Source organism: Plantactinospora solaniradicis (assembly GCF_042658085.1).
GTDB classification, from domain to species: Bacteria; Actinomycetota; Actinomycetes; order Mycobacteriales; family Micromonosporaceae; genus Plantactinospora; species Plantactinospora solaniradicis.
Map to the genome: position 1 here is coordinate 72,179 of NZ_JBHSPR010000010.1, position 13,958 is coordinate 86,136.

The 13,958-nt window shown below is 72.8% G+C and carries 11 protein-coding genes; all 11 read left to right on the top strand.

From position 1 onward, the window contains the following. Nucleotides 1–86 precede the first annotated feature (86 nt). The 11 genes from ACFP2T_RS12730 (at nt 87) to ACFP2T_RS12780 (ending at nt 13,712) form a co-directional block, all read left to right on the top strand. Nucleotides 87–1,844 (top strand): ATP-binding protein, encoded by a 1,758-nt coding sequence (locus ACFP2T_RS12730; protein ID WP_377421059.1) that lies wholly within the window; start codon nt 87–89, stop codon nt 1,842–1,844. Nucleotides 1,845–1,866: 22 nt separating this feature from the next. Next, the gene (locus ACFP2T_RS12735; RefSeq protein WP_377421061.1) at nt 1,867–3,015 is read left to right on the top strand and encodes an exonuclease SbcCD subunit D; all 1,149 of its coding nucleotides are present in this window, start codon (nt 1,867–1,869) and stop codon (nt 3,013–3,015) included. After that, nucleotides 3,015–5,498: an AAA family ATPase gene (locus ACFP2T_RS12740; RefSeq protein WP_377421063.1), complete on the top strand. Its 2,484-nt coding sequence runs from the start codon at nt 3,015–3,017 to the stop codon at nt 5,496–5,498. Before ACFP2T_RS12735 ends, ACFP2T_RS12740 begins: the two co-directional genes overlap by 1 nt. Beyond that, nucleotides 5,495–6,445: a hypothetical protein gene (locus tag ACFP2T_RS12745; RefSeq protein WP_377421065.1), complete on the top strand. Its 951-nt coding sequence runs from the start codon at nt 5,495–5,497 to the stop codon at nt 6,443–6,445. Before ACFP2T_RS12740 ends, ACFP2T_RS12745 begins: the two co-directional genes overlap by 4 nt. A gap of 65 nt (nt 6,446–6,510) precedes the next feature. Next, nucleotides 6,511–7,368, top strand: coding sequence for a spermidine synthase (locus tag ACFP2T_RS12750; RefSeq protein ID WP_377421067.1), 858 nt, complete (start codon nt 6,511–6,513; stop codon nt 7,366–7,368). A 189-nt stretch (nt 7,369–7,557) separates the two neighbouring features. Then, a complete protein-coding gene (locus tag ACFP2T_RS12755; protein WP_377421069.1) occupies nt 7,558–8,262 on the top strand; it encodes a sigma-70 family RNA polymerase sigma factor in 705 nt (234 codons plus the stop codon). Beyond that, on the top strand, nt 8,259–9,029 hold the full coding sequence (locus tag ACFP2T_RS12760) for an anti-sigma factor family protein (protein ID WP_377421071.1): 771 nt from the start codon (nt 8,259–8,261) through the stop codon (nt 9,027–9,029). The genes ACFP2T_RS12755 and ACFP2T_RS12760 overlap by 4 nt, the downstream gene beginning before the upstream one ends. A 280-nt stretch (nt 9,030–9,309) precedes the next feature. After that, nucleotides 9,310–9,936 carry a hypothetical protein gene (locus ACFP2T_RS12765; protein ID WP_377422762.1) on the top strand — a complete coding sequence of 209 codons (627 nt, stop codon included), beginning with the start codon at nt 9,310–9,312 and terminating at the stop codon, nt 9,934–9,936. A gap of 718 nt (nt 9,937–10,654) precedes the next feature. Beyond that, a complete protein-coding gene (locus ACFP2T_RS12770; RefSeq protein WP_377421073.1) occupies nt 10,655–11,569 on the top strand; it encodes a Pecanex-like protein 1 in 915 nt (304 codons plus the stop codon). Nucleotides 11,570–11,913: 344 nt separating this feature from the next. Continuing rightward, nucleotides 11,914–12,795, top strand: a complete 882-nt coding sequence (locus ACFP2T_RS12775) for a GNAT family N-acetyltransferase (protein WP_377421075.1) — start codon at nt 11,914–11,916, stop codon at nt 12,793–12,795. Then, complete coding sequence (locus ACFP2T_RS12780; RefSeq protein ID WP_377421077.1) at nt 12,792–13,712, top strand: DNA-3-methyladenine glycosylase family protein; 921 nt, start codon at nt 12,792–12,794, stop codon at nt 13,710–13,712. The genes ACFP2T_RS12775 and ACFP2T_RS12780 overlap by 4 nt, the downstream gene beginning before the upstream one ends. Nucleotides 13,713–13,958: the final 246 nt, after the last annotated feature.

Sequence of the window (13,958 nt, forward strand, 5' to 3'; positions counted from 1 at the left end):
GCGTCGCGTGGCACGGTGTCGTACTAGTGAGGCAGGATGCGACTCGTGTGTCTTGAGCAGATTCTTCCGTTGACCGGGCTCGCGCCGTGACCGAAGCTCGACCGGGCGACCCCGGGGCGGAGGTCGGCCGGGTGCTCGGCACCGCCGACGCCACCCCGCTGCAGTTCTGGACCGCCGTCACACCCGGCTGTTACCTGCAACTCGACGACGTGGTCGTGACCCGGCGTGAGCTGCCGGACCGGGAGCCGGTCACCATCGCCGGAGTGGTCACCCAGGTCCGGGCCCGGCACGAGGGTGCCCAGTTCGACTCCGACGTGTTCGCCATCGCCGACGGCACGCTGCCGGCACTGGTGCAGGAGGCGGCCGAGATCACCACCACCCGGGTGGACCCGGAGTTCTACGTGCCGCCCTCCCCCGGTGCGCTGGTCTACCGGGCCGAGGGCGAGGCCCGGTCGGCGGCGCTGCACTTCGACCGGATGGAACGACGGGTGCCGATGGGGATGGGCCGGGACGGCGTGCCGGTCTACCTCAACGCCGACTTCCTGGACGGCAGCCGGGGCGCACACGTCTCGATCTCCGGCATCTCCGGGGTGGCGACCAAGACCAGCTTCGCCACCTTCCTGCTCTACTCGGTGTTCCGCTCCGGTGTGCTCGGCGGCGACGCGGTCAACGCCAAGGCGCTGATCTTCAACGTCAAGGGCGAGGACCTGCTCTTCCTGGACCACCCCAACAGCCGGCTCGACGAGCCCACCCGGGCGACGTACGCGAAACTGGGGCTGACCGCCGGGGCGTTCCCGGACGTCCGGGTCTACGCGCCGCCCCGGCCCGGCGACTCCTCCGGCACCCCGGACGTGAGCAGCCGGCTCGCCGGGGTCGACAGCTTCTACTGGACGCTGACCGAGTTCTGCGCCGACCGGCTCCTGCCGTACGTCTTCGCCGACGCCGACGACGAACGCCAGCAGTACACGATGGTGGTGCACTCGGTCGCCGCCCACCTTCACCGGTACACCCAGCCCGCCGACGGCGGGGTGAGCATCGACGGCACCCGGATCAACTCCTACCCCGACCTGGTGGATTACGTCGTCGAGCAGCTGACCGACGACGAGACCCGGTCGGACTGGGCCGGCAGCGCGGTCAACATGGGCACGGTCAACGCGTTCGCCCGCCGCTTGATCGGCAGCAAGAAGGACCTGGCCCGCCTGATCAGGGGCGACCTGGCCACCCGCCGGCCGCACAGCGTGAACACCGCCGAGAGTGCCCAGGTGACCGTGGTCGACCTGCACAACCTGCCGGACCGGGCGCAGCGGTTCGTGGTCGGCGTGACCCTTAAGGCCGAGTTCGAGCGCAAGGAGAAGGCCGGTACGGCGAAGCCGCTGCTCTTCGTGGTGCTCGACGAGCTCAACAAGTACGCCCCCCGGGAGGGCTCCTCCCCGATCAAGGAGGTGCTGCTCGACATCGCCGAGCGGGGCCGCTCCCTCGGGGTGATCCTGATCGGGGCGCAGCAGACCGCGAGCGAGGTGGAACGGCGGATCGTCACCAACTCGGCGATCCGGGTGGTCGGCCGGCTCGACCCGGCCGAGGCGTCCCGCCCGGAGTACGGCTTCCTCCCCGCCGCCCAGCGCCAGCGGGCGCTGCTGGCCAAGCCCGGCACCATGTTCGTCAACCAGCCGGACATCCCGGTGCCGCTCTGCCTGGACTTCCCGTTCCCGGCCTGGGCGACCCGGGTGTCGGAGGCCGGCACCGCCCCGTCGGAAACGCTGCGCTCGATCACCCAGGCGGCCGATCCGTTCGCGGTGGTCGGTTCCCGGGTCAACACGCTCTCCGACGACGACATCCCCTTCTAGTTCCCGTTAGGCCGGTTGCGCCGTGAAGATCCTGCACACCTCCGACTGGCACGTCGGCAAGGTCCTCAAGGGACAGTCCCGGGTCGGCGAGCACCGGGACGCGCTGGCCCAGGTGGTCGAGGTCGCCCAGGCCGAGTCCCCGGACCTGGTCATCGTCGCCGGCGACCTCTACGACACCGCGGCACCGAACCCGGAGTCCACCCGGCTGGTCACCCGGGCGCTCTCCGCGCTGCGCCGGACCGGGGCACAGGTCGTCGCGATCGGCGGCAACCACGACAACGGCCCGGCCCTGGACGCACTGCGGCCGTGGGCGGAGGCCGCCGGGGTGGCGCTGCGGGGCAGCGTCCGGGACAACCCGACCGAGCACGTGATCGACGGCAGCACCGCCGACGGCGAGGCGTGGCGGCTGGTCGCGCTGCCGTTCCTTTCCCAGCGGTACGCGGTCCGCGCCGTCGAGATGTACGAGCTGACCGCCGCCGAGGCCGTCCAGACGTACGCCGACCACGTCGGACGGGTGCTCGGCCGGCTCACCGAGGGCTTCGACGAACCCGACCGGGTGCACCTGGTCACCGGTCACCTGACCGTGGTCGGTGCCCGGACCGGCGGCGGGGAGCGGGAGGCGCACACGGTGCTCAACTACGCCGTACCGGCCACCGTCTTCCCGACCGGCGCGCACTACGTGGCACTGGGTCACCTGCACCGGGCCCAGCAGGTGCTCGGGCCGTGCCCGATCCGCTACAGCGGCAGCCCGCTCGCCGTCGACTTCGGCGAGGAGGAGAACCGCCCGTCGGTCACCATCGTCGAGGTGACCGCCCGGACCGCCGCCCGGGTACGCGAGATCCCGATCACGGCCGCGGCGCCGCTGCGCACCGTACGCGGCACGCTGGCCGAACTCGCGGACCTGGCCGACACCACGGCCTGGCTCCGGGTGTACGTCCGGGAGGCACCCCGGGCCGGGCTGCGCGAGGAGGTGCAGGACCTGCTCCCCCGGGCCCTGGAGGTACGGATCGACCCGGAGATGCTGCCGAGTTCGGGTGCCGCCGCCCGGGCCGCCCAGCGGGCCGGACGGTCCCCCCGGGAGCTGTTCGGCGACTATCTCCAGACCCGGGGACAGGCCGACGACGGCGTCCGGGAGTTGTTCGACGAGCTGTTCGAGGAGGCGACCAAATAGTGCGTCCGCTCCGGCTCGACCTGGCCGGCTTCACCGCCTTCCGGGACGACACCACCGTCGACTTCACCGACGCGGACTTCTTCGCCCTGGTCGGTCCGACCGGTTCGGGCAAGTCCAGCGTGCTCGACGCGATCTGCTTCGCCCTCTACGGCACGGTGCCGCGCTGGGGCGGCGCCCGGGGCATCGCCAACGCGCTGGCCCCGTCGGCGACCGAGGCCCGGGTGCGGCTGGTCTTCGAGTCGGCCGGCGCCCGCTACGTGGCGACCCGGGTGGTCCGGCGGGACGGCCGGGGCAACGTGAAGACCGGCAACGCCGGGCTCCAGCTCATGCCCCCCGGCTTCGACGTGACCAAACTGGACACCGGGCTGACCCCCGAGGATCTCGGCGAGGTCCTCGCCGGTACCCCGGCCGAGATGGAAGACGCGGTGCTGGAGGCGGTCGGACTGCCCTACGAGCAGTTCACCAGTTGCGTGCTGCTGCCGCAGGGGCAGTTCGCCGACTTCCTGCACGCCAAACCGGCGACCCGGCAGCAGATCCTGGTCAACCTGCTCGGACTCGGCGTCTACGAGGAGGTCCAGAAGTTGGCGACCGGCCGGGCCGCTCGGTCCGACGCCGCGCTGGCCGCCGTCGACCGGGTACTCGAGGGGCTGACCGGGATCGACGACGACGCGCTCGGTGCCGCCACCGACCAGGTCGAGGCGATGCGAAAGCTGGCCGGCGAGGTGGACGCCGCCGTACCCGAACTCCGGCAGGCCCGGACAGCCGCGACGGCGGTCCAGGCCCGGCTGGCCGCCCTGGACGCCGAACTCGCGGAACTGGTCGCGGTCCGGCCGCCGGCCGATCTCGCCCGGCTCGCCGAGGCGGTCGCGACCGCCCGGGACGAGGCGACCGAGGCGACGGCGGCGGTGACCCTCGCCGAGGAACGCGAGGAGAAGCTCCGCGGCGAGCTGGCCGGTGCCGGCGACCCGGCCGCGTTGCGGCTGTTGCAGCAGGCGCACGCCGACCGGAAGCAGGTCGCCGACGAGGCGGCCGCCCTGGCCGGCGCGCTGGCCGGCGCCGGCACCGACCACGACGCGGCGGTGGCCGCCCTCGACCAGGCCCGCGCGGCGGCCGAGCGGACCGCCGCGGAACTGGAGTCGGCCCGGGTCGCGTACCAGGAGGCACAGACCGCCGACCGGGCCGCCGCGCTACGGGCGCACCTGCACGCCGGGGCGCCCTGCCCGGTCTGCACCCAGCCGGTCGCCGAGGTGCCGGCGATGCCCAAGGGCTCCGCGGTGGCCGCCGCCGAGGCTGCCGGCAAGACCGCCCGCACCGCCGCCGACGCCGCCACCCGACTGGTCGCCGAGCGGGAGCGGGCCGCCCGGGATCTGGAACGCGCCCTGGACCAGACCCGTGCCCGGCACGAACAACTCACCACCCGGCTGGCCGAGTTGGACGTCCGGCTCGCCGACTCCCCCGGCCCGGCCGCGCTGCGCCAGGAACTCGAAACGCTCACCCGGCTCCGCCGCGACCTGGAGAGCGCCGGTACGGCGGTCCGGACCGCCCGGGAGGCGGCCCGGCGGGCCCGGGCCGGGGCCGAGGCGGCCCAGGAGCGGCTCCGGGGCGCCTGGCGTGCCTTCGACACCGTCCGGGACGGGGTGGCCCGGCTCAGCCCACCGGCCGCCGACCGCGACGACGTCTCCGCCGCGTGGGCCGGACTCTGTGACTGGGCGACCCGGGCGGCCGACGAACGGCGGCGCGACCGGGTCGAGGTGGCCTCGGCGGTGACCGAGGCGCACGACATGGTCGCGGCGGTCGCGGCCCGGATCGCCGGGCTGTTCGGCGCCGTCGGGCAGGGCGGGCCGGTCGGCGACGACGACCCGGTCCGGCTGGCGGCGGTCGCGGTGGAACGGGCCGAGGCCGCGCACCGCCGGCTGGTCGAGCGCCGCGAGCAGGCCCGGGAGCTGACCGAGCAGCGGACCGGGCACGAACGCGAGGGCCGGGTCGCCCGCGCCCTGGCCGGGCACCTGCGGGCCAACAACTTCGAGCGGTGGCTGCTGGCGGAGGCGCTCGACCTGCTCGTCGACGGCGCCTCCGGGATCCTCCGCGAACTCACCGGCGGGCAGTACGACCTCGGGCACGACAAGGGCGAGTTCTTCGTGGTCGACCACCACGACGCCGGGTTGCGCCGGGCGGTGCGGACCCTCTCCGGCGGGGAGACCTTCCAGGCCTCGCTGGCGCTGGCGCTCGCCCTGTCCGAGCAACTCGCCGGGTTGTCCACCACCACCGCGAGCCTGGAGTCGATCGTCCTCGACGAGGGCTTCGGCACCCTGGACGCGGCGACCCTGGACACCGTCGCCGCCACCCTGGAGAACCTGGCCGCCCGGGGTGACCGGATGGTCGGGGTGGTGACCCACGTACCGGCGCTGGCCGAACGGATACCGGTGCGGTTCGAGGTGCGCAAGGACGCCCGCAGCTCCCGGGTCGAACGGACCGGCCGGTGAGCGCCCGGCTCTTCGTCGACGCCTGGGACCCGGCGTACGGCGCCTCGTTCGAGGCGGCCGGCGGCCCCGCCGCACCGAGCAGCGCCCAGGTGCAGACCGACGTCGAGCTGCCTCCGGACGAGTGGCGACCGCTCACCGCCCCGGACGGGATCGAGCCGCCCGACGTCGTCCTGCTGGTCGACGGGGTGCGCCGGATCGACGCCAGCGTCTGGACCGAGGAGCCGGACGGCGGGTCCTTTCCCGGCGTCGCCGCGTCGTACGCCGCCGGGGTGGTCCGGTGCGACCTGCGCCGGGGTGCCGCGGAACTGGCCGGCGCGGAGGTCGAACGGGGCCTGTTCACCGCCAGCCCGTCCGCCGGGGACGTCGTCGCCGGGCAGATCCGGTACGCGGTGCACCGGGTCGGCGGCACCGGCGAGCTGAGCAAGCTGCCCGCCGCCGTGCAGGGGCCGCTGACCGCGCTGGAGGTGAAGGTCTCCGGCGCAGTCCGGGACGACGGTGACCTGCTGGTGGTGGACGGACCGCTGCGGAACCGGCGCCAACTCCCCCGCACGCTCGGCTACATCAAGACGCAGCACAGCCAGTATCTGGACGCCCGGCACACCGCGCTGGTCACCGGGCTGCGGGCCGGCGAACGCTCCCCGGTGTTCCGGCTCGGTACGGCCTGGGGCGGCTACTCCTGGTACCTCCGGCTGCCCGGGGGCGGCCGGGGACCCTGGGCCGGGATCGTCCGGGTCGAGTGCTCGGCCGAGCTGGCGGAGCAGCAGGCGGTCGGACTCGCCCACCTGTCCCTGGTCACGCTGCCCCGGTTCGCCTCCACGCCGTACAAGGATCCGAGGGCGCCACAGAACCTGATTCCGATCGCCGGGCTGGAGCGCCGGCTCCGCGCCCGGCTCGGCGACGGCCGGCTGCTGCACCGGGCCCTCACCTTCGCCAGCCACGCGTCATAGGAGCGGGCAAGGGGCCGTTCACGACCGGATGCGATAAGCCGGAGGCCTTCCCTGATAATTGTCGGGTGGGCCGCAACCGTAAGACCAACCTGATCGCGGCCAAGGTCGACACCGGCCTGGCGGAGGTGAGCCCCGATCCGGACCGGCCCCGCTCGTACACCCTGCTGGTCGACGGGGCACCGCAGTCGCACGTCGACCTGGCCGACCCGACCCACCTGGAGTTCGAGTACGTCCGCCGGTTCGCCATCGTCGTCGACCTCGTCACGCCGGCCGGAGCACCGCTGAAGGTGCTGCACCTCGGCGGCGGGGCGCTGACCCTGCCCCGGTACGTCTCCGCGACCCGGCCCGGTTCCACCCAGCGGGTGGTGGAGATCGACGCGGCCCTGGTGGAGCTGGTCCGCCGGGAGCTGCCCTGGCCGGCGGACCCACGGCTACGGGTCCGGGTGGGCGACGCCCGGGAGGTGCTCGGCTCGTCCCCCGACGCCGGGTACGACCTGATCGTCGCCGACGTGTTCGCCGGTGCCCGGACACCCGCGCACCTGACCTCGGTGGAGTTCGCCGCCCAGGCGGCCCGGGTGCTGCGGCCGGGCGGCACCTACCTGGTGAACATCGCGGACGGGCCGCCGCTGCGGCATGCCCGGGCCCAGGTCGCCACCGTCCGCAGCGTGCTGCCGGAGTCCTGCCTGATCGCCGATTCGGCGGTGCTGCGCGGCCGGCGGTACGGCAACCTGGTGCTGGTCGCCGGCCGGACCGAACTGCCGGTGGCCGACCTGATCCGCCGTACCGCCGGTGACTGGTTCCCCGGCCGCGTGCTGTACGGCGCCGACCTGGACCGCTTCGCGGGCGGCGCCCGGGTGGTCGGCGACGCGGCCGCCCGACCGTCGGCTCCGCCGCCGCCGGGAACCTTCGGGGTCGCGATCTAGCCCATCCGGCCGCCTCGGCGCAACCGGCCGATCCGGCCGATCGTCCAGGCCGACCCGGTGACCCGGCAACTTCCCCGACCCGCATTGATCCGGCCCGGTATGGAATCCGTACCTGTGGGTGGCGGCACAACTCGGCCCGGATCGCCGGTGGCCCGGGTGCGACGCGTTCGACGCGGAGGTATGGGTGCGATGCAGGCGGTAGCCGGCGCTTGGCACGGCGGCCAGATCATGCCGGGGCGAATGTGCGCCACTTCGCAACGGCGGTCAAATCGGTACCGAAAAAGTCTCGACGCGCGGCCCACGGACCGCAATGATGGGCCGGTGACGCCGCGATCGGCTGCCGGCCGCCACCATGCCGAACCCGCCGAGACGAGGGCCGAGACGAGGCATTCAGACGAGCTCGTTCGACTGCTCTACCAGGAACACGCCAAGCCCCTGCTGATGTTCGTGTTGCGGCTTACCGGCGGCGACCGCCAGCGGGCCGAGGACGTCGTGCAGGAGACGCTGCTGCGCGCCTGGCGCAACGCACACCGGCTGGGCGCCCAGGGGCAGTCCTCGTTGCGTCCCTGGTTGGTCACCGTCGCCCGCCGGATCGTCATCGACGACCACCGTAGCGAGCAGGCGCGGCCAGCCGAGACGTACGACCGCGACCTGGAAGGGTTCTCCGAGTCCGACGACACCGAACGGGTGCTCCGGATGATGACGATCACCGACGCGCTGCGGACGCTGAGTCAGCCGCACCGCGAGGTCCTGGTGGCGACGTACTTCCAGGGACGTACGGTGCCGGAGGCCGCCGAGGAGTTGGGGCTCCCGCTCGGCACCGCGAAGTCCCGGGTCTACTACGCCCTCCGGGCGTTACGCACGGCCCTGCGGGAGCGGGGGGTGACGGAATGACCGGGGAGAGCCACCGGGAGGTCGCGTCGTACGCACTCGGCGTCCTCGACGAGCGGGACGCCGAACAGTTCGAGGAACATCTGGCGACCTGCACCCAGTGCATCGAGGAACTGGAGTCGTTCCTGCCGGTGGTGGACCTGCTCGCCGAGGTCGACGGCCGCGATCTTCTGGTGGTGGAGCGCGCCGACCCGCACGACGCACTCTTCGACCGGGTCGTGGCGGCGGTGGGCGCGGAGCGGCGACGGGCGCGGAGCAGGCGGCTCTACAGCCTCGCGGCGAGCGTCGTACTCCTGGCAATGGTGACCGGTCTGGCGTTGTTCGTCGGGACCCGGGTCGGCGGCCCGCAGGGGACGACCGCCCAGCCGCCGGCGACCAGCACTCCGTCGGCCAGGGGTTCCTCCGTGCCAGGTATCGGTGGCCCGGACCTGCCGAAGGGCGAGCGGTTCAGCGTCACCGACCGGAGCAGCGGGGTGCAGGCCGACCTGATCGTCGCGTCGACGCCGTTCGGTACCGGAGTCTCCTTCGCGCTGAGCAAGCTGACCGGCCCCCGGAAGTGCCAGCTCGTGCTGCTCCGCAAGGACGGTCCGCCCGAGGTCATCTCCAGTTGGAAGGTGCCGCCCGCCGGATACGGCACCGCGGCCCAGCCCAGGCCGTTGACGTTGCAGGCGACCACCGTCACCCCGCTGGACGAGATCGACCAGATGCAGGTACAGGTGATCGACGACGACGGCAAGGTGACCAGCGAACTGGTGACCGTTCCGCTCTGATCGGTTCGCGACGATTTCCGACGGCCGGACACCGCCGGAACACGGAATGTTCCCGGGCGACCACAGCCCGAACAATTGCGCGGCCAAAACGACTCGGCGTCACTCGCCGACCCCGGTACGAAACGACAAAGAGACAGCCGTTCCCGTTTCCCACGCAGCACGCATCGGCCGGGTTCAACGTTTGGCTGTGAAATTGTCCACTGCCAATTGCCTCATCCGGCCGACCCCGCAGCCCGTACTTCCCGGCGACCCGTCCAGCTAAGGAGGGCACGTGGCACTGATGAAGCGGGCTGGCGTCGTCATCGCCGGTGGGGCACTGGCGACGCTGACAGCCTGCGCGCCGACGCCTGCCAACCCGAACAACGCCTCCGACGTCAAGCCGGTGGCCAACGCCGGAGCCGAGTCCACTGCGGAGCCGAGCGCGTCGCCCACCCCGGAGCCCGTCGAGGTGGCGGAGGTCGACCTCACCGACGGGTTGATCGGCAAGAAGGTCGCCCGGATGGGCCAGGTCGTGACCGATGAGAAGGGCTGGGTTCTCTACCGGTTCGACCGGGACTCGGCGAAGCCGTCGAAGACCACCTGCGTCGGGGACTGCGCCCTGGTCTGGCCGCCGGTGCTCACCGACGGAAAGCCGGATCTCAAAGGGATCGCGGACGACAAGGTCGGCACGGTGACCCGACCGGACGGCACCAGGCAGGTCACCATCGGCGGCTGGCCGATCTACCGCTACATCGGTGACAAGAAGGCCGGACAGTGGCGCGGTCAGGGCGTCGGCGGCACCTGGTTCGTGGTGACACCGACCGGCACGAAGAACCTGAGCTGCCTGCCGACCGGAACGCCCAAGGCGGTCGCCCCGCCGCCGATCGACGACGCGCAGGGCGGCGACACGGGGGCTCCCAGTTACTGACCCGACCGCCGTCACCCCACAGTCCCGGCGGCCGGCCGTTGCCAGGGTAGGCGCGGTCGGTCGCCGCCGTGATCCGGAACGCGGCGCGCGGCAACGGTCGCCTTCCGGCTGCGACGCCGGCCCTGGTCGGGGCCGGCGTCGCGGTTCGTCCGCCACCGATCCGACCGGCGTGCGCCACCGATCCGACCGGCAACTCCGCCGACCTCGTCCACCCCGCCGTTGAACCCCGGGCATCGTCCGAACGGCTGATGCCGCTCGTTCACCACCCAAAACATAAATTCCTTTTAAGTGGGCCTCAAGAGATTCCTATCTTCTCTACCACGGTTTGACTCTCAGGCAACGCATTCCGTACGGTTTTTCGCAGTGTTACCGGTTGATTATTCGGAAAGGCAGGAAGATGGTGACGATAGACGGGTTGCCACCCGGCGCTCAGGATCGTCACCCGATCCGTCGCTACCCCTGGTCAGCGCCACATAAGGCGACCCCCGCCGGGTCCACGGCGCGCCGATCGCCGGCACCGACATCCGGGTCCGTCACATCGGCCCGCCCAGCACCCGCCCAGGCTGACGACCTCCTGGTCGTCGGCACCCCCAGCCTGGTCCGCTGATCCGACCTCGCTGACCGAACCCTCTCCAGAAAGAGGTGGCACCACGTGAACACCCCCGTCCGCTCCTCACGGCGCTCGAACCGCCCGCCACGTAACAAGCGCCTGATTGCCGTGCTTGCCACGCTCGGTGTGTTCGGCGCGATCGTTGCCGTGACGCAGGTTTCCAACGCCGACGTCTGGGGCGGCCGTACGAAGGCACGGGCCTGCCCGACCACGGCCCCGCCCGCCACCACCGCGCCCGCGGCCACCCCCTCGGCCGACGCGAGCGCGACCCCGGCCCCCACCGGCACCGCCAGCGGGCCGGGCACCGCCACCAAGCCGGAGACCCGGTCGTACCACGACCACGGCGCGATCCAGCACCCCGGCGACGGGCAGCAGGCGGGCACCCTGGCCCAGCGTGGCCGCGGCAACCAGAACGGCAGCGGCAACTGCACGCCGAGCACCGGCCCGACGACGAGCACCGCGCCCGGCAACCCGACCGCCCTCGAACCGCTGGGTGCCGACTGCTCCGGCAGCGACCTGCAGGCACACGACGGCTTCCAGAACGGCGAGCGTTGCGTCGGGACCGAGTTCGGCGAGGTCGGCGCTCCGGAGGACAACCCGAGCCTGCTGATCACCCAGGCGCCGACCTCGGTACGGGTCAACCAGCAGTTCACGCTGCGGGTCAGCACCCGCAACCTGGTCCGGGACCGGTTCCTGCCGGCCGCGCAGGGCGGCTACTACAAGGAGAGCTCGTTCCTCACCGAGGACGGACTGGTCCGTGGCCACTTCCACTCGGCCTGCCGGATGCTGACCAGCAACCGCAACGCGCCCGACCCGGCGCCGGTACCGGCGTTCTTCGTGGCGACCGAGGACGGCAACGGCGGCGCGACGCCGGACACCGTCACGGTGACCGTCCCCGGTCTCACCCAGCGGGGCCAGGCGCAGTGCGCGATCTGGGCCGGCGACGGCTCGCACCGCATCCCGATGATGGCCCGCGCCAACCAGGTGCCGGCGTTCGACGTAGTCCGGATCACCGTCCGGTGATCCCGGCCGGCTGGAAAGCCGGCCGATGGCCTGAGCGGTCGACGCTCCCGCCAATCCCGCACGAACCGGTGGTGACTGGTCCCCAACCCACCGCCGCCAGGTGAATCCGACGACGTACATCCGGAGGGAGGACGGCACGAGGGCCAGGTCGGGAAACACCTGAACCGCTACAGGCCGGACGGCACCGGAACGCGCACGGGCGTTCCGGTGCCGTCCCGTCTGTGCCCGCCCCCGGCCAGCCGTCCCTACGGCGACGGCGCCCCCGGCCAGCCCGTCCCGGCGACGGCGACGATCGGCCGGAATCGTGCTTGTCCCCCGGCCGCCGAGCCGGGCATGGTGGCCCGATGCGACGGGACTACGGCGGCGAGGCCGATCTTCAGGACCTGCAACGGTTCGCGCAGCGGATCTGGTCGCCAGGCAGCCGTTGGCACATCGGTGATCTGGCCTGGAACCTCGGCCAGGCGCCGACCACCGCTGCCGGCCGGCCGATGGCGCTGTGGCGGATCGGCGCCGAACCGGTGGCGTGGGGCTGGCTGGAGGCGCCGGACGAACTGGCCCTGCTGGTCGATCCCGCCCGTCCGGAACTTGCCGAGCAGGTGCTGGACTGGGCCGAGGGCGTAACGTCCGCGCCGCCGACCGTCACCGTCTTCGACAGCGAGCGGCACCTCGACGCGGCGCTGCGCCGCCGGGGGTACTCGGCCGACACCGAAGGCCCGTACTTCCTCGCCCACCGCCGTGACCTCGCCGTACTGCCGGGGGTGCCGAGGCTGCCGGCCGGTTTCGTGGTCCGCCCGGTACGCGGCGAGGCCGACCTGACCCGCCGGGTGGCCGTACACCGGGAGGTCTGGCATCCCTCGGCCCTGACCGAGGAGCGGTACCGCACCCTCGTCCGGCGCTGGCCGTACCGGTCCGCCTTTGACGTGGTCGTCGAAGCGCCGGACGGCCGGTTCGTCGCGTACTGCCTGGGTTGGTACGACGAGGTGAACCGGGCCGGCCTGTTCGAGCCGGTCGGCACGCTCGCCGAGTTCCGCCGGCAGGGCCTGGGCCGCGCCGCCGGGATCGCGGTGCTGCGGGCGTTCCGCGACGCCGGAGCCGAGACGGCCGTGGTGTACGCCCGGGGCGACGACGCCTATCCGGTTCCGAAGCAGCTCTATGCGGCGCTCGGCTTCGCCCCGCACGCCCGGACGGTCAGCTACCGCCGACGGCGTGGCAGAGTGTCCGGGTGACCGGAACCGGGCCGACGGCGAGTCGGGTGCTGCGCCCACCGGCGGGCTACCACCTCGCCGGCTCGGTCCGGCTCCTGGCGATGGGGGCACACGACCCCTGTGCCCGGTTCGTCGACGGAACCTTCTGGTGGGCCACCCGCACCCCGGCCGGACCCGGGACCCTCGCACTTCGCCGGCGCTCCGACGAACTGGTCGCCGACGGCTACGGACCGGGCGCGGACTGGGTGCTGGAACGGGCCGACGCCGTGGCCGGGCTCCGGGACGACGTGACGGGCTTCGACGGGCTCGCCGCCGGCCATCCGGTGGTGGCCCGGTTGGCCCGTACCCACCGTGGACTGCGGCTTCCGGCCACCGGACAGATCTTCCCCCGACTGCTACGGGCGATCTTCGAACAGAAGGTCACCGGCAAGGAGGCGTTCCGGGCGTACGCGGCGACGGTCCGGCACTTCGGCGCGCCCGCCCCCGGCCCGGTACCAGGGCTATGGACACCACCGGAACCAGCGGTGATCGCCGCCGCGCCGTACTGGGTGTTCCATCCGTTCGGGGTGGAGCAGCGGCGGGCCGACACCCTACGCCGGGCGGCGGCCGTCGCGGACCGGCTGGAACGCTGCGTCGATCCGGTCGAGGCGACCCGCCGGCTCACCGCGATCGTCGGGATCGGCCCGTGGACGGCGGCCGAGGTGGTACGGATCGCCTTCGGCGACCCGGACGCGGTGAGCGTGGGCGACTACCACATTCCGAACACCGTCGCCTGGGCGCTGGCCGGCGAGGTCCGGGGCGACGACGCACGGATGCTGGCCCTGCTGGAGCCCTTCCGGGGACACCGTGGCCGGGTCTGTCTCCTGCTCGAAGCCGATGGCCAGCACGCTCCCCGGTTCGGGCCCCGGATGCCGATCCGGTCCTTCGCCCGCTTCTGAGAGGTAAGGAAGGGCCCCTCCTTATCGCTTTTTGTATAGGAAGGGCCCCTTCTTAACATGCAGGCTAGGAGGGTGCCGGGACCGGCCCGGAGTCGGTGTGTGGTTGCCTGGCGAACGTGTCCACTCAGCGCTCCGATTCCTCGGCCGATCCGTCGCCCCTCGTCCGCGTCGATCCGTCTGCGGTCGTCCGCGCCGATCTCTCTGCCGCGAGTGCCGACGTCACCGTCGGGCCGGCCGGGCGCGCGG